The organism is Phytoactinopolyspora mesophila, from assembly GCF_010122465.1.
In the GTDB taxonomy this organism is placed as follows: domain Bacteria; phylum Actinomycetota; class Actinomycetes; order Jiangellales; family Jiangellaceae; genus Phytoactinopolyspora; species Phytoactinopolyspora mesophila.
This window is the reverse complement of sequence record NZ_WLZY01000005.1, coordinates 217842-236106: the sequence shown is the minus strand read 5'-3', so window position 1 is coordinate 236106 and position 18265 is coordinate 217842. Positions and strand designations below refer to the sequence as shown.

The window sequence follows — 18265 nt, the reverse complement described above, 5'->3', positions numbered from 1 at the left end:
TCACGACGGCACCTCCTCGGTCACGGCATCCCGATCCTGGTTCCGGGCCCTTCGTTCCTCGCGGCGCAGAAGCCCACGCCGGGCCACCTCGTCGACGATCAGCACCGACAACACGACGATTCCCTGCATGATCGTCACCGCGGCGGGCGGAATACCCTCGGACTGCAAGCTAGGACCGGCCCGGTCGAGGAAGGCGAACAGCAAGGCAGCGAAGGCGATCCCGACAGGGCGATTTCGTCCCAGCAGCGCTACCGCGATGCCGGTGAATCCGTACCCCGCGACGAACGAGTCAGCATGGAATCGATGCGCCGATCCGAGCAGATCCGGCAAACCCACCAGTCCGGCGAGGGCTCCCGACAGCAGCATCGCTTTCAGGATCATCGCCTTCGACGAGATACCGTTGGCGGTGGCGGCCAGCGCGTTGAGGCCGCTGGCCCGTAACTCGAATCCAAACCGCGCCCGGCTGAGCACGATGGCCATGATGATGCCGACGACGATCGCCACGATGACGAAGCCGTGCACCGGGCGCCGGGGCTCTTCCAGGCCAATCACACCGAACAACTCGTTCAGGCCAGGGAAGTGCCCTGACTCCTCGATCCGGCGGGTGGCGACGATCTCACCCGGGCCCAGCTCGGGATCGACGAAGGGCACCCGGACCAGCCAGGCGACCAAGCCGATCGCGATGGCGTTGAGCATGATCGTCGAGATGACCTCACTGACGCCACGGGTGACCTTGAGGACGGCCGGGATGGCCGCGTAGGCGGCGCCGGCAGCCATCGCCGCGATGACGATCACGAAGACGTGCAGCGGAGCTGGCAAGACGATCGCGGCGCCCACCCCGGCTGCCACCACGGTGGCCACCCGATACTGACCCTCGACGCCGATGTTGAACAGGCCCATCCGAAAGCCGATGCTGACGGCTAGCCCGGCGAGAAACAGCGGTGCGGCCCGGTTGATCCATACACCGATCGAGTTCGCCTGAGCTACCGAGGTGTCGCCGAAGTCGAACAACGCGCCCACCGCACGCAACGGGTTCTCACCGATGATCAGGATGAACAACGCGGTGACGACCAGGGCCACCCCCAGCGCTACGAGCGTCGGCACGACGCGGCGCAACCATCCCACCACGCGGGTCATGTCGGCTCTCCCGCCTCGTCGGGTCCGGCCGCCGCACCAGTCATGTGCGCGCCCAGGATCTCAGGGGTGACAGCGGCCGGATCGAGCTTGGCGACGATCCGGCCGCTGAACAACACATAAAGGGTGTCGGACAGGCCCAGCAGCTCCTCCAGGTCGGCCGACAAGAGCACCGTAGCCAAGCCGGCGGCCCGGGCTTCGCGCAGCCGGTCCCAGACCGCCGCCTGCGCCCCCACGTCGATCCCCCGAGTGGGGTGGGCGGCGACCAGCACCCTCAGGTCGGTGCTCATCTCCCTGCCGATCACGAACTTCTGCTGGTTACCACCGGACAATGCGGTGGCCAGCGTCTCTGGGCCGGGTGCGCGGACGTCGTACTCTTTCATGATCTTCACGGTCTCGGCACGCGCGATCGCCGGGTTGATCCAGAATCGTCCGCCAGCCGGCGCCTGGCTGTGCCATCCGAGCAGCCGGTTTTCCCACAATGGCGCCTCGAGAAGTAATGCCTGCCGATGACGGTCCTCGGGTATGAATCCGACTCCGCTCACCCGGCGGCGGTGCGACGACCAGCTGGTGACATCCTGACTACCGATTTCGATGCTTCCAGCATCAAGCGGACGCAACCCCATGATGGCTTCGACGAGTTCGCTCTGGCCGTTGCCTTCGACACCGGCGAACCCAACGATCTCCCCGCGGCGCACGTCAAAGCTGATGTCCTGGAGGAGGTCCGGCCCGTCGTCTGCGCCGATGGTAACTCCACGCACGGACAGCTCGACCTGCTCGGTCACGGTGGACTCGGTGGTCTCCGGTGTCGGCAGTTCGCTGCCAACCATCAGGTGCGCCAGCTCACGCGACGACGTCGCACGCGGGTCGACGGTGGCCACCGTCTCGCCGCGACGGATCACCGTGACCCGGTCGGCTACCTGGCGCACCTCGTCGAGCTTGTGGCTGATGAAGATGACCGAGAGGCCCGCTTCTCGGAGTTGTCCTAGATTCGAGAACAGCGCGTCGACTTCCTGCGGCACCAGGACGGCGGTTGGCTCGTCCAGGATGAGCACCCGGGCACCACGGAACAAGACCTTGGCGATCTCGACGCGTTGTCTGGCCGCGACGCTGAGTTCCTCTACCAGCCGCCCAGGGCGTAGTCCCAGTCCGTAGCGTTCGGAGAGCTCGATGATCTGGCGCCTGGCGGCAGCGAAATCGAGCCGGATACCCCGCCGAGGCTCGGCGCCGAGCACGATGTTCTCGAGCACTGTGAAGTTGTCGGCCAGCATGAAATGCTGGTGCACCATGCCGATACCGGCCGCGATAGCGTCTTTCGGCCCATGGAAGTCGACCGGTTTGCCATCCACCGCGATGACGCCCTCATCCGGCCGGTACATCCCGTAGAGGATCTTCATCAGCGTCGACTTGCCGGCACCATTCTCGCCGACGACGGCATGCACCTCACCACGGTTCACCTGAAGATGAACATCCCGATTGGCGATCACGCCCGGGAACCGTTTGGTAATGCCCGTGAGCTCGATGGCAGTCTCGCCAGCCGCTTCAGCAGGTGCATCACCTGCGTTCTCGGCGTTGTCCATGACCCCCTATTTCACCGCTCCGCGTGACCATTGTCCTGCGCCGGCAGTCGGTTTGCGGACTACCAGCGCAGGACGATGGCGTCGCTGTGCGTTGGTCTGCGGTACGCGACCGTCACTCGGTGGAACTGACCTCGATCTCGCCGTCGATGATCTGCTGTTTGTATTCCTCGAGCTCGTCAGTGATGTCATCGAGGAATCCGCCACTGGTGGCATACCCGACGCCCTCGTCCGACAAGTCGTACGCCTTGGACTCGACTGAACCCTCGTCAGCGTAGGTGCTGATGCTCTCGAATACGGCGGTGTCGACGCGCTTGAGCATGGACGTGAGAATGACGTCCTGCAGCTCGGGGTCGCCGACCGTCTCGTACTGGTCGGAGTCGGTTCCGATCGCCCAGGCACCTGCGTCCGCGGCCGCCTGGAACGTCCCAACGTTCGAGTCACCCGCAGGGGTGTAGATGACGTCGATTCCGCGCTCGTACATGGCCTCAGCCGCAACCCTCGCACCAGCTGCGTCCGCGAACCCGCTCGGGTCTTCACCCGACGCCAGGCGCTGGTCGGTGATCTCAATCCCCGGATCGGCCGCTTCAACTCCCTGCTTGAAACCGGCGCCGAAGGCATTGATGACCGCACCTTCGTTACCGCCGATGATGCCGACCTCGCCGCTCTCCGTGGTCAGCGCAGCCGCCACACCCATCAGGAAAGAACCCTCGTGGTCGGCGAACGTCATCACGGCGACGTTGTCGAGATCACTCGGGGGCCCGTCGACGCGAACGAACTGCACCTCCGGATACTCCTCGGCGACGGTGTCCATCTCTTCGAAGAAGGCGTACCCGATACCGAAGATGGGATCGTGCCCGCCGTCCGCGAGCTCCCGTAGTAGTTCACCTCGATTGGAACCGTCCGGGTTGGGGGACAGTTCCTGGAATTCGATGCCAAGCTCGTCACGAGCCCGCTCGATCCCGGCTGCCGCCGAATCATTGAACGACCGGTCTCCCCGACCCCCGATATCGAAGGCAAGCCCTACTTGGAGGTCCTCGCCCGAACCGTTCGAATCGCCTGCGTCATCATCATCACTTGCGCACGCTCCGAGCAACAACGCCAAGCCGGCGACGCCCGCAGCAACCTTCAGAACCCGTGGCACGGGCCGCTCCCTCCGCTGAACATGCTCGGGCAGACAGTATTGGCCCGAGAACGGAGAGCGTATCCGCAGAATCCGCACCAAGCGACACGGATTCGACGTTGTTACAAGAACGAAAGCGAACTGCGCGTGTCACGTTCACCGCAGGTCAGCGCAGACCCCGGACAATCGACTGGATCTCGGCCACCGGTACGTCGACGCTCGTTTGGCGAGACAGCGGCGCGAGGTCCCCACCGACCCCTTCGCCGTCCTGGGTCACGCCTTCCCACGTCGCCGACCACTCCGTGGACGCGGTGACCGGGTAACCGTCCGGGTAGCTGACCGAGGCCCGGCTGAAACTCACCGTGCACGCATCGTCGTCGCTGGCGCCATCACCCCACGCGACCACGGCCACCGACGGATCACAGAATGTGTTCCCACTCGGTGATGAGATCGACAGGCCACCCGTCCGCGCCGTCACCTCGGCCCACACGTCGCCACCAACAACCTCCGCACGAATACTGCGCTCGCCATCCGGTCCACCCACACTGTCCGGATTGGTCACCCAGAACCAGGTCGGCACATTGACCAGCGTCGCCCCCGCGTTGGAGCCAGCCATCTTCGGATTGCGATCGACCTCCGGCCGATCGATCACCATCCGATCTCGAGCCGCCTCCGCCAGAACCTCCGGATCCACCGCCGGCTCCGGCGGCTCGTTGTGCGCGAACGGGGAGTAGATCACGATCGCGTTGTTCCAGCTATCCCCGTAGTCACGTATCTGCGGCGAACACGGAGCCCGATTGGCCGAGCGGTGGGAGATCCAGTACCAGGTGATGTTCTCGCCGTTCTCTTCCCGCTCGATAGCATCGAGGAAGACTTCTTCGTCCGGCCACTGGAGAACTTCTCTGGGGGTACGACCACCGCCCCTGATTTCTTCCATGTAGTACTCGTAGACCGCTTCCGGATCGGTGGGGTCCACGTTGTTGCTCGGCATCTGTTCCCACCAGCAGATGGGCGGTACGTAGACCGTATAGCTGCCACCGCCGCCCGGCGCGGCGTCGCCGCTGAACCGGACATTGACGGCCACCGTGTACCCGTCGTCGTCACCGCCTCCGGGCAGATCGGCCACGGCGATCCCGGGCAAAGCCAGCGAAACCGCGGCCGCGAGCGCGAGCCCAGTTCCGCTGCTAATGGTCCTCCGCTTGCCTGGTGCAGGTCTCGGCATCTCGGCTCCGAATCCTCAACGCAACCCGCGCACGATCGACTGGATCTCCGCCACCGGAATATCAACCGGAGCGGCTTGCCGGGAAAGGGGCTCAAGATCGCCGCCGACCGCCTCACCGTCCTGGGTGACACCTTCCCAGGTCGCCGACCATTCGGTGGACGCGGTGACCGGGTAGCCGTCCGGGTAGCTGACCGAGGCGCGGCTGAAACTCACCGTGCAGGCGTCGTCGTCACTCGCGTCGTCACCCCACTCGATCAGGGCAACCGACGGATCACAGAACGCGCTGCCGTTCGGCGAGCCGATCGACAACCCCCCGGTCTGGGCTGTGACCTCCGCCCACACATCACCGCCGACTACCTCCGCGCGGATATTGCGTTCACCATCCGGGCCACCCACGCTGTCCGGGTTGGTCACCCAGAACCAGGTCGGAATGTTGACCAGCGTCGCGCCCGCATTGGAACCAGCCATCTGCGGATTGCGATCGATGTCCGGGAGGTCGATCACCATCTCATCCCGAGCCGCCTCTGCCAGATCCTCGGGGTCGATCAGGATCTCGGGCTCTTCGCCCTGAGTCCGCAGGCCGGTGAGTAGCGCGCCGCCGTTGTACTCCCCATCGGCGAATTCGATGGCGCGCTCGTCTCCGTAGTGAATGTTGCAGTATAGGGAGTACCAGATGAGGTCCTCGCCATCTTCTTCCCGCTCGAGGGCTTCTTCGTAACGACTCAACGGCCCGTAGTACGGCACCCAATATCCGGAGCCATCCTTCAGCGGGATGTTATAGGCGTACTCCATGTAGTCCAGAACCTTCTGCATGTCGGTTCCGTCACCATGATCCGGCCCGTCAGCCAAACCTCGGAACGGACCCCAATAGCACAGCGGCGGGATATAGAAACTGTAGTAACCCCCGCCATCGGGCGCGGCGTCGCCGCTGAGATCGACGCCGACTTCGACGTAGTACCCAGACTCGCCATCGTTGTCCCCGCCAGGCAGATCGGCTGCGGCCACCGTAGTCAACGCCAGCGAGCCCCCGGCAACCAGTGCGACACAGGCTGCGATACGGGACGTCCTGCGCATATCTCCATACACCTCGACATGTCGGGGTCCGGACCACGGTAGAATAACAGCCCTTGATCCGGTGTGGGACGCTGTCGGTCGCTCAAGCCCACTCTGCGCAGAGGACTAAAAGTCGCACTCGGCGGTGTCTTGCGAGGTCGCGTCCGTCACCATCCACCGGCCGTCTTCCATCCACAAGCTGATCAGATACCGCTCCACACTGCCGAACGGTGCGCCGACGCCGCCACGGATCTCGATCCAGCCTGGCAGCCCGATACAGAGATCGGCCTCGGCCTCGCCGCCTCCCACACTCACGCTCAGCGCCTCAAGTTCCATCGGCTCGCCGACAAAAACCCACTCATCTTCGGCCATCTCGTCGATGAGAGAGGTGAGACGGTCGAGCTGGACGCCCGTGGTCGTGTCATACAGGCGCGAGTGTTCCGCGTCGGCGCCGAACAGCACGGCTTGCCAGGTGGCCATGAACCGGCCGGCCGCTTCCAGGACCTCGCGTTCGTCGTCGCTGACATCGCCTGGCGGCTGTACCGGGAGTTCGTCGTCGAGTTCGATGACGCTCGGCTCTTCGGTGGGCAGATGCGGCTGGGTGAACGACGCCTCCGGCTCGGCAGTCGGATCGACGTCGTCCTCGTCAGAACCGGGCGTGGCGTCCGCATTGCCGGTCGCCTCACCGGTGGGGTCGGCGGCCGGATCCGTTGCCGCCGGCGTTTCGGTACCCAGCCCTTCTGGCTCCTCCCGGTCCGCGCCGCACGCCGTGACGGCCAGCGCTGCCACCGTCGCACAGGCCAGCGCATGCTTCGCGATCCCCGTGCCGGCTGCCATCAAGTTCCTCCCGTTGCCCTGCGGACAGCGCCACACTCTATCGCCACAGCCGGTGATCGTGATCAGGATCCCGCTCCACACGCCCGTGATCATGAGCGGATCCTGGACGCCATGACGACGTGATCGCGCTCACGATCACTGGGGAAAGGGCAGGAAACCACTCACGATCACGGTGGTCAGAGGGTCGACGGGGGCTGGTACACGCCCCAGGTCTCGCGCAGCGCATCACACACCTCACCGACGGTGGCGCGGGCGGCGAGTGCCTCACGCATCGGGTCCATCACGTTGGCTTTCCCGGCCGCGGCATCTCGCAACGCCCCGAGGCAACGCTCGACGTCGGCGGCCGACCGTGACTCACGAACCCGCGCCAGCCGCTCGATCTGCTGAGCCTCGAGCTCCGGGTCCACCCGCAGCGGCTCATACGGCTCCTCGCCGTCGGAGTTGTAGCGGTTGACCCCGACGACGACCCGATCGCCGTGGTCGATCTCCTGCGCTACGGCATAGGCGGACCGCTCGATCTCCTGCTTCTGGAAGCCGCGTTCGATAGCCGCGACCGCACCACCGAGGTCGTCGACCTGGCGCATGAGATCCCGGGCAGCTTCTTCGAGATCGTCGGTCATCGACTCGACCGCGTAGGAGCCCGCGAACGGGTCCACCGTGCGGGTAATGTCGGTCTCGTGCGCCAGCACCTGCTGCGTGCGCAGAGCCAGTCGCGCCGCCTTCTCCGTGGGCAGAGCGATGGCTTCGTCGTAGGCGTTGGTGTGCAACGACTGCGTTCCGCCCAGCACCGCCGCCATCGCCTGGACCGCCACCCGGACCAGGTTGACCTCCGGCTGCTGTGCGGTGAGCTGGACACCGGCGGTCTGGGTGTGAAACCGGAGCATCTGCGACTTGGGGTTCTTGGCGCCGAACTCGTCCCGCATCATCTGCGCCCAGATCCGGCGGGCGGCGCGGAACTTGGCGACCTCTTCGAGGAACGAGGTCCGCGAGACGAAGAAGAAGGACAACCTGGGCGCGAATTCGTCGACCTCGAGTCCGGCCGACAATGCCGCACGCACGTATTCCTTGGCGTTGGCCAGCGTGAACGCGACCTCCTGCGCGGGATTGGCACCGGCCTCGGCCATGTGATAGCCGGAGATCGAGATCATGTTCCAGCGCGGGAGTTCCCGCCGGCAGTAGGCGAAGATGTCGCTCACCAGCCGTAGCGAGGCCGCGGGCGGAAAGATATAGGTGCCCCGGGCGATGTATTCCTTGAGTACATCGTTCTGGATGGTCCCGGTGAGTTTGTCTCCGGCGACCCCCTGCTCGGCGCCGACGAGTTCATAGAGCAATAGGAGCAGCGCGGCTGGAGCGTTGATGGTCATCGACGTCGAAACCTGGTCCAGCGGGATGCCGTCGAACAGGGTCCGCATGTCTTCGATCGAGTCGATGGCGACGCCGACCTTGCCTACCTCACCCTTGACCAACGCGGCGTCGGAGTCGAAACCCATCTGCGTCGGCAGATCGAAGGCCACCGACAGCCCTCCCGTACCGGCCTCCACCAGCTGGTGGTAGCGCCGGTTGGACTCCGCGGCGGTCCCGAAGCCGGCGTACTGCCGCATGGTCCACGGCCGGCCGGTGTACATGTTCGGGTACACACCCCGGGTGAACGGATAAGCTCCCGGCTCCCCCAGCTTCGTGTCAGGATCCCAGCCATCCAGTGCTTCCGGGCCGTAGACGGGTTCGATCGGCAGCCCGGACTCCGTTGTCGCGCTCATGGTTGCCTCGCTTTGGCAGATGGGTCACATCCGATGGAGGACGTCGCACTCAAGCATCGCCCAACCGTAGTGATAGGCCCCACGCTATGGCCGTGACAATGTGCACACCAGGAGATTCTTCACACTCTCGCAGCTGGACCGGCGGAGATAGCCTACGGCGCCGTGCACGTCGACACATTTTACGTCTATCCTGACCCTTCGTCGTAACGGGGACAACAAGGGAGTCACATGCGGTTCATACTGCGCACCATGGCGATGGCGGCAGTAACGGTACTCACACTGGCAGCATGCGGCTCAGGCGACGAGCCAGCTGGGCTCGACGCCACCGAACCCTCCACCGCAGAGCCAACGGCCCCGGCGGCGGAACCCGAGACTACGGACAGCCCTGAGCCCACCGCCGATCCCACCGAAGATCCCACATCCGACGACCCCACGCCCGTCGCCACCTTCACACAGCCTCACCTGCCACAAGAGAACATCGTCGAACTCCGCGAAGTTATACCAATAACTCCACCCGACGAGGTCAGCGACGAGGAAATGGAGGTAATCGAGGCGTACGGGCGGTTTGAAGCATCCTGGGAACAGATCCTGTGGGGCGTGCCCCCCGAAGACTCCGGTATCGAGGATGCTGCGATAGATCCCAACCTGTCGCGCATCCGCGACTATGCCGAGGAATCGGTTGAGACCGAGCGCGTCTCCACCGGACCACCTTCCTCGATCGTCGCTCTAAGCGTAGACGTCAACGGCGACGAGGCGACCCTAGAAGCGTGTATTGACACCCGCGGATGGTTTACAGGTACCGCAGGCTCCATGCCAAACGAAAGCGAGCCCTACTACCTTTCGGTCCCCACACTGCGCCTGATCGACGGCGTCTGGTACACGGCAGACACCGACATTGGTCCTGACAAAGACACATGCGAGGAGTATTTCGAATGAGCGTTCGGTCGAGACTCTTCGCAACGATTCCCGTCGCATTCTTCATCACTGCCGCCATCTCCGCACCCGCGTCTGCAGACCGAGATGGCTACGTCGACGACGACGAGAACACCGTGGAAGGCACGGTCACCGAGACTGTTGTCGTCGAAGGTGACACTATCCCCGGCGGCAGCAGGACCGAGACGATGTCGATTCCCGCACGGTGCTGGTGGAATGCGTTCGAGAGCGACGAAGAGTTTCTATCCTGGTGGTTCACGATCATGATGTGGTTCCCGGGCGGCTGGGTCTTCTTGCCTGACCCGGACTACATCATGGAGATATACGAAGAGAGTGACCCGAAGGACGGTCGCTGGTATAAAGCGCGATGCGTGGAGGATGCGACGCTGGACGACTTCGAGACCTTCCTCGGAAGCTGTCAGGCCTGGTACCCGGACGCCTGCATTCCGCAACTGGCGGTCTGGTGGGAGGACACTGAGTCCGAGCCACCGGTGGTGATCCAGCCAGAAGAGCTTGCTCTCGCCGCTAGCGCCTTGATCGAGATTCCCAACCCGGAAGTGGACCAGAACCCGAAGGCAGCCGGTACCGAGAACACCACTGTGGTGAACATCCCCACCGGCTACTGGGTGCTCGACCCGGACGCCGTGGGCGGCGAGGACGGCCTCGTCGAAATCCGCGCCACCATCCCGGAGACCGGCACCTGGGTCCAGGTGTGGGCCAGCACCGATGGGCTGCGTATCAGCTCGCCGGTAGGCAGCACCACATGCTCGCCGGCCGAAGCGGTCACAGCCTGGACAGAGGGCACAGACCCAGCGTGCGCAGTTGTCTACGAGCGGGCCTCCACCCAGTATCCCGACGGTTTCCCGGTCACCGCCGAAACCATTTGGCAGACCGGCTGGCACGGCGGGATCGGCGACGCCGAGACAGACAGCGGCGATCTCGATCCGATCTCCACCGAGGAGACGTTCACTGTCCCGGTAGCCGAGGTCCAGACCATCGTCCGCTGAGTCCACATGATTCGGTCACCGTCGGCGAGTCCCACGAGGAGCCCGCCGCGGCGGCCGCGCATGATGGCTCGCAACCGATGAAGGCCGCTCGCGAGCGGTTATCGCCTACGGTCGCACCGGCCGTTGAAGCCCCTTGATCTCGGGTACGACCCGCCGGCGGCCGGCAGCGCGAAAAAAAACGCGAGCGTACCACCCGCCGTCGCTCATCGATTCACCTACCACCCACGTTTAGCCAGGGTAGCGGCATCTACACTTGTAGCGGGTCGCATGGGATCGCGCCGTGAACACGTTCGCGGGTGTCCTTGACCTGACCCAGCCGCGGCATTAGCGCCGTAGCTGCATATCTCATGGTGAATCAATCGAAAGGAAACCTGTCATGCGTATGACGCCAACGCGTCGCATGGCCACCGCCGCGGCCGGCGCGATTCTCGCGTTCGGTCTGGTCGCGTGCGGGTCGGATGATGACGCATCCGACGACGCCACAGCAGAAGAGAGCAACGACAGCGCCAGCGAAACGGAGGAGGACGCGCCTGAGGACGACGCGCCCGAGGACGACGCCGACGCGGATGACGCAGATGAGGACGACGCTGACGTCGACGAGGCCGCCGACAGCCCGAACGGTGCCGGCGACGGCGACGCCCCCGAGTGGGCGGCGCCCGTCACCACCCCTGGTGAGCTGATCGCGACCCTCGAGGGTGACAACTTCGAGGTCGAGGTCTACCAGGTCGGCGTCACCGAGTCGCCAAAGGACGGCATGCTCGTCGACCCGGATGACAACGAGCCGGTCCTGGCCGAGGGCGACGACATCGTGTTCGTCAACTATGTCGTCACCAACACCTCGGACGAGCCCATCAACCTCAGCGCCAGCCTGGTCTCCATGAAGGCTACGTACGAGGACTGGCCGTACCTGCAGGGAATGGACAGCATCACCGACTTCGATCTCTACGATGAGATGGAGGTCAACAACAGCGGCACGGCCGACCACCACGAGGACGGCATTTACCCGCTCGGACCGGGACAGACGCTCTCCTACGGGGAGAACTTCATGTACAAGACCGACGCCGCGGTGGTCTTCGAAGCCACGCTGACGCCGGTCGATGACGACGGTGAGCTTCTCAGCGACGAACGCCAGGAAGTCGCCGCCGAGGTCACGCTGTCCTGACGTCGAACTGAGCTGTACCGGACCACCCTGCCGGTCGCTCAGCGCAGCGAAGCAACGAGCCGGGTTGATGACGCCCTATCGCCATCAACCCGGCTCGTCTTCGTGCACCGCCATACGCGGGCGGAACCGCTCACCTCAGTTCACTTGATGAACCGTTGTTTCCTGGTCAGCACGCACGACAAGGAAGCGTTCGCCACGCCCTATCTTGCGGCCAATCGGAATATTCTGCCGCCCATCACCAAGCCGCCCCGCGAATATCGGCGTTTGGTGAATTCGGTAAAGCGGATCGAGGCGGTGCAGCATTATACCAACCTCCGCCGATCGGCGCATTATCAGAACAACACGATTAATTCCTTGTTCATAAGTCGCGCTCCCAACAATTCGCGTATCACTCGGCGGAGTACTCACCGCCTCCTGAACTTGAGCGACCAACAAGGGTGGTATGGGCGCCAGCCCGTCAACCACCTTGAGCCGCGGATTCTGCGCCCGCAGCGCGACCACCAGCTCTTCTCGCTTGGCACCGCGCACCGCTCGGCCGAGCGCCAAGACGTCGACCATTGAGCCGTCGATAACATCCCGCGCCCTGGCTAAATCCGTTTCCTGGACCACTTCCATACCGAGGTGCTGAAGCGAACGGCCGAGCTCTTCGAGCACTCGGGCACGCTTTCCCACCAGCAAAACTCGTGCGACATGTACCGATTCAGCCGTCATAGGCAACCCCTGAGCGCCCTATACTCCGCCAACCCTTGACATCGATCATCGGTGTTCGTCTCTCAAAAAGTCACGACCCCATCTCTCATGCTGAGATTTCGAATCATTAACGCCGCCTTCGCCGCACTGACGCTGCTCGACATGCGCGGGTAGTGATCATCACAGAATCCCCCCGCGCCAAGATCATCGGGGTGCGGTCGGCAACTGCGGCGCGCGGCTACGCGGACAGCCTGGAGGTCCCGGCAGGAGATCACCGCCGGGCCGTAGTTTGACTCATGTCACACCGCGATGGTGACTTCCGCCACGGAAACCGCGGTGGACACACGGCTACGATGTACGCCGGTCGGAGCCCGAATGCTCCGGCTGGGCCGCAGGTGCACGAGACGGGCCGGCCGCTCCCGCGGGGCGGACTGCCATGAACGCGGATCGGATCCGCGAGCTCACTGCGCGCCCGGTTCTTAAAATTCGTGAGAAAGGTGACCTCCCGTGCCCAAGGCGCCGGCAGGCACGATCTATCGCGGCCGAGAAGGCATGTGGTCGTGGGTGGCCCATCGGGTCACCGGCATCGGTATCTTCTTCTTCCTTCTCGTCCATGTCCTGGACACGGCGCTGGTGCGCGTGTCGCCGGAGGCCTACAACGAGGTCATCGCCACCTACAAGACGACGATCGTCGGGCTGATGGAGGCCGCGCTCGTCGGCGCGATCATCTTCCACGCCTTCAACGGGGTCCGGATCATCCTGGTCGATTTCTGGGGCAAGGGCCCGAGGTACCAGCGCCAGATGCTGGCCGGCGTCGGTGTCCTGTGGCTGGTACTCATGGTCCCGTTCCTGATCCGCCACCTATCTCACGTGTTCGGGGGCTGAGTAGATGACAACCACGACTTCCATCGCCGCCCCTCGGTCGCCTCGGTCTCCACGCCGGCTCCGCGGACGAACCAACACCGAGCTCTACGCCTGGCTGTTCATGCGGGTCTCCGGCCTGTTGCTGATCGTCCTCGTCTTCGGGCACCTGTTCGTCAACCTAATGGTCGGCGAGGGCATCAACGCACTCGACTTCGCCTTCGTGGCAGGGAAGTGGGCCGATCCGTTCTGGCAGATCTGGGACCTTCTCATGCTGTGGCTGGCCATGATCCACGGCTCCAACGGGATGCGCACTGTCATCAACGACTACGCCGAACGTGACCAGTTGCGGATGTGGCTCAAGGTCGGGCTCTACACCGCGGCGGCCATCACAATCGTGCTCGGCACGCTGGTGATCTTCACGTTCGATCCATGCCCGGTCGAGGCGGCTGCGGACTTGTTGCCGTCGTTCTGCCCCGGCGCTTAGAACGACCACAAGACCGGAAGAGAGATTCAACTCATGCAGACTCACCAGTACGACGTGGTGATCATCGGCGCCGGCGGCGCTGGAATGCGGGCGGCGCTGGAAGCCGGCCAGCGAGCACGGACCGCCGTCATCACCAAGCTCTATCCCACCCGCTCGCACACCGGCGCCGCCCAGGGCGGCATGTGCGCGGCACTGGCCAACGTCGAGGACGACAACTGGGAATGGCACACCTTCGACACCGTCAAGGGCGGTGACTTCCTCGTTGACCAGGACGCGGCGGAGATCATGGCGAAGGAAGCCATCGACGCGGTGCTCGACCTCGAGAAGATGGGCCTGCCGTTCAACCGGACCGAGGACGGCACCATCGACCAGCGACGTTTCGGTGGGCACACCCGGAACCACGGTGAGGCCGCGGTGCGACGCGCATGCTACTCCGCCGACCGCACCGGTCACATGATCCTGCAGACGCTGTACCAGCAGTGCCTCAAGCACGACGTCGAGTTCTTCAGCGAGTACTACGTCCTCGACGTCATCCTCAACGAGGTGGACGGCGAGCAGCGCACCGCCGGCGTCGTGGCCTACGACCTCGCCAGCGGTGAGATCCACATCTTCCGGGCCAAGTCCGTGGTGTTCGCCACCGGTGGCGCCGGCAAGGTGTACAAGACCACGTCCAACGCGCACACCCTCACCGGCGACGGCATGGCCATCGCCTACCGCCGTGGCCTGCCGCTGGAGGACATGGAGTTCTTCCAGTTCCATCCGACGGGCCTGGCCGGCCTAGGCATCCTGCTCTCCGAAGCGGCCCGCGGCGAAGGCGCCATCCTGCGCAACTCCGAGGGTGAGCGATTCATGGAGCGCTACGCGCCGACGCTGAAGGACCTGGCCCCACGTGACGTCGTCGCCCGCGCCATGGCCAACGAAGTACGGGCGGGCCGCGGCGCCGGGCCGAACAAGGACTACGTCCTGCTCGATCTCACCCACCTCGAACCGGCGCACATCGACGCAAAACTGCCCGACATCACCGAGTTCGCCCGCACGTACCTCGGAATCGAGCCGTACACCGAGCCGGTCCCGGTCTATCCCACCGCGCACTACGCCATGGGCGGCATCCCCACCAACGTGGAGACGGAGGTTCTGGCCGACAACAAGCGGGTGCTTCCGGGCATGTTCGCCGCCGGCGAGGTCGCCTGCGTCAGTGTGCACGGCGCGAACCGGCTCGGGACGAACTCGCTGCTCGACATCAACGTCTTCGGTCGCCGCGCGGGAATCGCCGCGGCCGAATTCGCCGCGAAGGCCCCCTGGGTCGAGCTTCCGGACTCACCGGAAGCCGACACCGTGGCTTTGCTGGAAGGCATGCGCGCGAGAGAGGACGGCGAGCGCATCGCCGACGTCCGGCGGGCTCTGCAGGAAACGATGGACGCCAACGCCCAGGTGTTCCGCTCCGAGGCGACCCTCAAGCAAGCGCTGGCCGACATCGCGGACCTGCGTGAGCGCTACGCCCGGGTCTCTGTGCAAGACAAGGGAAAGCGGTTCAATACCGACCTCTTGGAAGCCGTCGAGCTGGGTTTCCTGCTCGACTTGGCCGAGGTGATCGTCGCTGGTGCCCTCGAGCGCAAGGAATCACGCGGCGGGCATTTCCGTGAGGACTACCAGAACCGCGATGACGTCAATTACATGCGCCACACCATGGCGTACCGAGTCGCAGGTGACGACGGCACCGCCCAAGTCCGGCTGGACTACAAGCCCGTCGTCATCACCCGTTACCAGCCGATGGAGCGTAAGTTCTGATGACGTTGACCACCGAGGCTCCCGTCAAGGAAACACCTGACGCGGGCGCCATCCCGTCGTTCCAGGTCACCATGCGGATCCGGCGCTTCAACCCGGAGCTCGACACGGAGCCGCGCTGGGAGAACCACACCCTGACCATGCACGGCACCGACCGGGTGCTCGACGCACTTCACAAGATCAAGTGGGAGATCGACGGTTCCCTGACCTTCCGCCGCTCGTGCGCGCATGGCATCTGTGGCTCCGACGCGATGCGGATCAACGGGCGCAACCGGCTCGCGTGCAAGACGCTGCTCAAGGACCTGCCGCTCAAAAAGCCGGTGACGGTGGAGCCGATCAAGGGCCTGGCTGTGCAGAAGGACCTTGTGGTCGACATGGAGCCGTTTTACGAGGCCTACAAGTCGATCATGCCGTTCTTGGTCACGAGCGGGAACGAACCGACGCGGGAGCGGCGCCAGTCGCCCGCGGAACGCGAGCGGTTCGACGACACCACCAAGTGCATCCTCTGCGCCGCCTGCACAACGTCGTGCCCGGTGTATTGGTCCGACGGTCAGTACTTCGGGCCGCAGGCAATCGTCGGCGCGCACCGGTTCATCTTCGACAGCCGGGACGAAGGATCCGAGCAGCGCCTCGAGATCCTCAACGATCGCGAGGGCGTGTGGCGCTGCCGCACCACGTTCAACTGCACCGACGCCTGCCCCCGCGGCATCGAGGTCACCAAGGCGATCCAAGAGGTCAAGCAGGCTCTGCTGTTCCGCCGCGTCTAACCACCCGTAGCTTGCGTCCCTGCATCCCGAGGCCTCTGGCGCTCGCTTTGCAGGACGCTACCGGCGGCGACACAGACCGGTCGGATAGGCTCGGGCAAGTGAGTGAGACCACGCATGACACCGTGCTCGTTGTCGACTTCGGGGCGCAGTATGCGCAACTGATCGCCCGCCGGGTGCGCGAAGCCCGGGTGTACTCCGAGATCGTCCCGCACACCATGCCGGTGCAGGAGATGATCGCGAAACAACCGAAGGCCATCATCCTTTCGGGCGGGCCGTCCAGCGTCTACGCCGACGACGCCCCGTCGATCGACTCCTCCCTGTTCGACTCGGGCATCGCCACGTTCGGCATTTGTTACGGCTTCCAGGCGATGACTGTCGCGCTCGGCGGCCGGGTGGCGCGCACCGGCCTGTCAGAATTCGGCCGTACCCACATCGACATCGCCAACCCCGGCGCCCTGCTGCACGGCGTCGACACGGGGTCGTCAGTGTGGATGAGCCACAACGACTCCGTCACCCAAGCCCCGCCCGGGTTCGACGTCTTGGCCACGTCCGGAGCCACCCCGGTGGCGGCGTTCGAGGACACCGACCGTGGCTTGGCGGGCGTGCAATGGCATCCGGAGGTGCTGCACACCGAGTACGGCCAGGTGGTGCTCGAGCATTTCCTCTTCGACATCGCGGGCATCCGTCCTACCTGGACCATGGTCAACATCGTCGACGACGCCGTGGAGACCGTACGCGCCCAGGTCGGCGACAAACAGGTCATCTGCGCGCTATCCGGCGGCGTCGATTCCTCGGTGGCGGCCGCGCTGGTCCAACGTGCCATCGGCGATCGGCTGACCTGTGTCTTCGTCGACCACGGGCTGCTCCGCGCTGGCGAAGCCGAACAGGTCGAGCGTGATTTCGTCGCAGCTACCGGCGTCGACCTGCACGTGGTGCATGCCGAGGACCGCTTCTTGAATGCGCTCAAGGGGGTCGACGATCCCGAGGAGAAGCGCAAGATCATCGGCCGGGAATTCATCCGCGTCTTCGAGGACGCCGCACGGGAGATCGTCGCCAAGGCGGGTGCCGAGGGCGGCGAGGTCGAGTTCCTCGTCCAGGGCACGCTCTATCCGGACGTCGTCGAATCCGGCGGCGGCGAGGGCGCCGCGAACATCAAGAGTCACCACAACGTTGGCGGGCTCCCGGATGATCTGCAGTTCACGCTGGTGGAGCCGCTGCGCTGGCTGTTCAAGGACGAAGTCCGCGCGGTCGGCGAACAGCTCGGCATCCCGGCCGACATTGTCTGGCGGCACCCGTTTCCCGGCCCTGGCCTGGCAATCCGGATCATCGGCTCGGTCGACCACGAACGGCTGGAGATCCTGCGTAAGGCCGATGCCATCGCGCGGGCGGAGGTCACCGACGCCGGCCTGGACCGCGACGTCTGGCAGTTCCCGGTGGTGCTACTGGCCGACGTTCGCTCGGTGGGAGTGCAGGGAGACGGCCGCACCTACGGGCATCCCATCGTCCTTCGCCCCGTGAGCAGCGAAGACGCGATGACGGCCGACTGGTCGCGGCTCCCGTATGAACTACTCGAGCGGATCTCCACCCGGATCACCAACGAGGTCCCCGAGGTCAACCGGGTCACACTCGACATCACGAGTAAGCCACCCGGCACCATTGAATGGGAGTAGCACTCCGCCGCCCCGCAAACCTCACCATGTCTTCAGCGCTCCCCCATGCCTTCAGCGCACCGCCATGCCTTCAGCGCTCCTCCATGCCTTCAGCGCACCCCCATGCCTTCAGCGCTTCGCCATCGTCCACCCCGCCACTTTTCGCCCTCACCCTTCGGTGATCGTCAGTGGGTTGTGGTCGCTGTCGGAACCTATTTGTC

Annotated in this window: 16 protein-coding genes; 8 read left to right on the top strand and 8 right to left on the bottom strand. The window is 64.7% G+C overall.

Annotation, left to right across the window (positions count from 1 at the left end):
- The 7 genes from F7O44_RS15950 to F7O44_RS15920 all read right to left on the bottom strand — a co-directional run bounded on the left by F7O44_RS15950 (position 1) and on the right by F7O44_RS15920 (position 8703).
- Positions 1-1137, bottom strand: coding sequence for an ABC transporter permease (locus F7O44_RS15950; protein ID WP_162451253.1), 1137 nt, complete (start codon positions 1135-1137; stop codon positions 1-3).
- Positions 1134-2714, bottom strand: coding sequence for an ABC transporter ATP-binding protein (locus tag F7O44_RS15945; RefSeq protein WP_162451252.1), 1581 nt, complete (start codon positions 2712-2714; stop codon positions 1134-1136). Before F7O44_RS15945 ends, F7O44_RS15950 begins: the two co-directional genes overlap by 4 nt.
- Before the next feature lie 112 nt (positions 2715-2826).
- Positions 2827-3855, bottom strand: coding sequence for a BMP family lipoprotein (locus F7O44_RS15940; RefSeq protein WP_222851416.1), 1029 nt, complete (start codon positions 3853-3855; stop codon positions 2827-2829).
- Between the two features lie 145 nt (positions 3856-4000).
- On the bottom strand, positions 4001-5056 hold the full coding sequence (locus F7O44_RS15935) for a hypothetical protein (protein ID WP_162451251.1): 1056 nt from the start codon (positions 5054-5056) through the stop codon (positions 4001-4003).
- A 15-nt stretch (positions 5057-5071) separates the two neighbouring features.
- Positions 5072-6130, bottom strand: coding sequence for a hypothetical protein (locus F7O44_RS15930; protein WP_162451250.1), 1059 nt, complete (start codon positions 6128-6130; stop codon positions 5072-5074).
- 105 nt (positions 6131-6235) lie between these two features.
- On the bottom strand, positions 6236-6946 hold the full coding sequence (locus F7O44_RS15925; RefSeq protein WP_162451249.1) for a hypothetical protein: 711 nt from the start codon (positions 6944-6946) through the stop codon (positions 6236-6238).
- Positions 6947-7122: 176 nt separating this feature from the next.
- Entirely contained in the window at positions 7123-8703 is a 1581-nt protein-coding gene (locus tag F7O44_RS15920) for an acyl-CoA mutase large subunit family protein (RefSeq protein ID WP_162451248.1), read from the bottom strand.
- A 249-nt stretch (positions 8704-8952) separates the two neighbouring features.
- On the opposite strand from F7O44_RS15920, the gene F7O44_RS15915 reads away from it, so the two are divergent.
- The 3 genes from F7O44_RS15915 to F7O44_RS15905 all read left to right on the top strand — a co-directional run bounded on the left by F7O44_RS15915 (position 8953) and on the right by F7O44_RS15905 (position 11805).
- Positions 8953-9639 (top strand): hypothetical protein, encoded by a 687-nt coding sequence (locus F7O44_RS15915; protein WP_222851415.1) that lies wholly within the window; start codon positions 8953-8955, stop codon positions 9637-9639.
- Positions 9636-10643: a hypothetical protein gene (locus F7O44_RS15910; protein ID WP_162451246.1), complete on the top strand. Its 1008-nt coding sequence runs from the start codon at positions 9636-9638 to the stop codon at positions 10641-10643. Before F7O44_RS15915 ends, F7O44_RS15910 begins: the two co-directional genes overlap by 4 nt.
- Before the next feature lie 376 nt (positions 10644-11019).
- Positions 11020-11805 carry a hypothetical protein gene (locus F7O44_RS15905; protein ID WP_222851414.1) on the top strand — a complete coding sequence of 262 codons (786 nt, stop codon included), beginning with the start codon at positions 11020-11022 and terminating at the stop codon, positions 11803-11805.
- Between the two features lie 135 nt (positions 11806-11940).
- On the opposite strand, the gene F7O44_RS15900 is transcribed toward F7O44_RS15905, so the two are convergent.
- The gene (locus F7O44_RS15900) at positions 11941-12516 is read right to left on the bottom strand and encodes a hypothetical protein (RefSeq protein WP_162451245.1); all 576 of its coding nucleotides are present in this window, start codon (positions 12514-12516) and stop codon (positions 11941-11943) included.
- A gap of 486 nt (positions 12517-13002) precedes the next feature.
- Between F7O44_RS15900 and sdhC the strand changes: the two genes are divergently transcribed.
- The 5 genes from sdhC (at position 13003) to guaA (ending at position 18065) form a co-directional block, all read left to right on the top strand.
- Complete coding sequence (gene sdhC, locus F7O44_RS15895; RefSeq protein ID WP_162451244.1) at positions 13003-13380, top strand: succinate dehydrogenase, cytochrome b556 subunit; 378 nt, start codon at positions 13003-13005, stop codon at positions 13378-13380.
- 4 nt (positions 13381-13384) lie between these two features.
- Complete coding sequence (locus tag F7O44_RS15890) at positions 13385-13843, top strand: succinate dehydrogenase hydrophobic membrane anchor subunit (protein ID WP_162451243.1); 459 nt, start codon at positions 13385-13387, stop codon at positions 13841-13843.
- 33 nt (positions 13844-13876) lie between these two features.
- Positions 13877-15631 carry a succinate dehydrogenase flavoprotein subunit gene (gene sdhA, locus F7O44_RS15885; protein ID WP_162451242.1) on the top strand — a complete coding sequence of 585 codons (1755 nt, stop codon included), beginning with the start codon at positions 13877-13879 and terminating at the stop codon, positions 15629-15631.
- Positions 15631-16395 (top strand): succinate dehydrogenase iron-sulfur subunit, encoded by a 765-nt coding sequence (locus F7O44_RS15880; protein ID WP_162451241.1) that lies wholly within the window; start codon positions 15631-15633, stop codon positions 16393-16395. Before sdhA ends, F7O44_RS15880 begins: the two co-directional genes overlap by 1 nt.
- 98 nt (positions 16396-16493) lie before the next feature.
- Complete coding sequence (guaA, locus tag F7O44_RS15875) at positions 16494-18065, top strand: glutamine-hydrolyzing GMP synthase (RefSeq protein ID WP_174255939.1); 1572 nt, start codon at positions 16494-16496, stop codon at positions 18063-18065.
- The last annotated feature ends 200 nt before the right edge of the window (positions 18066-18265 follow it).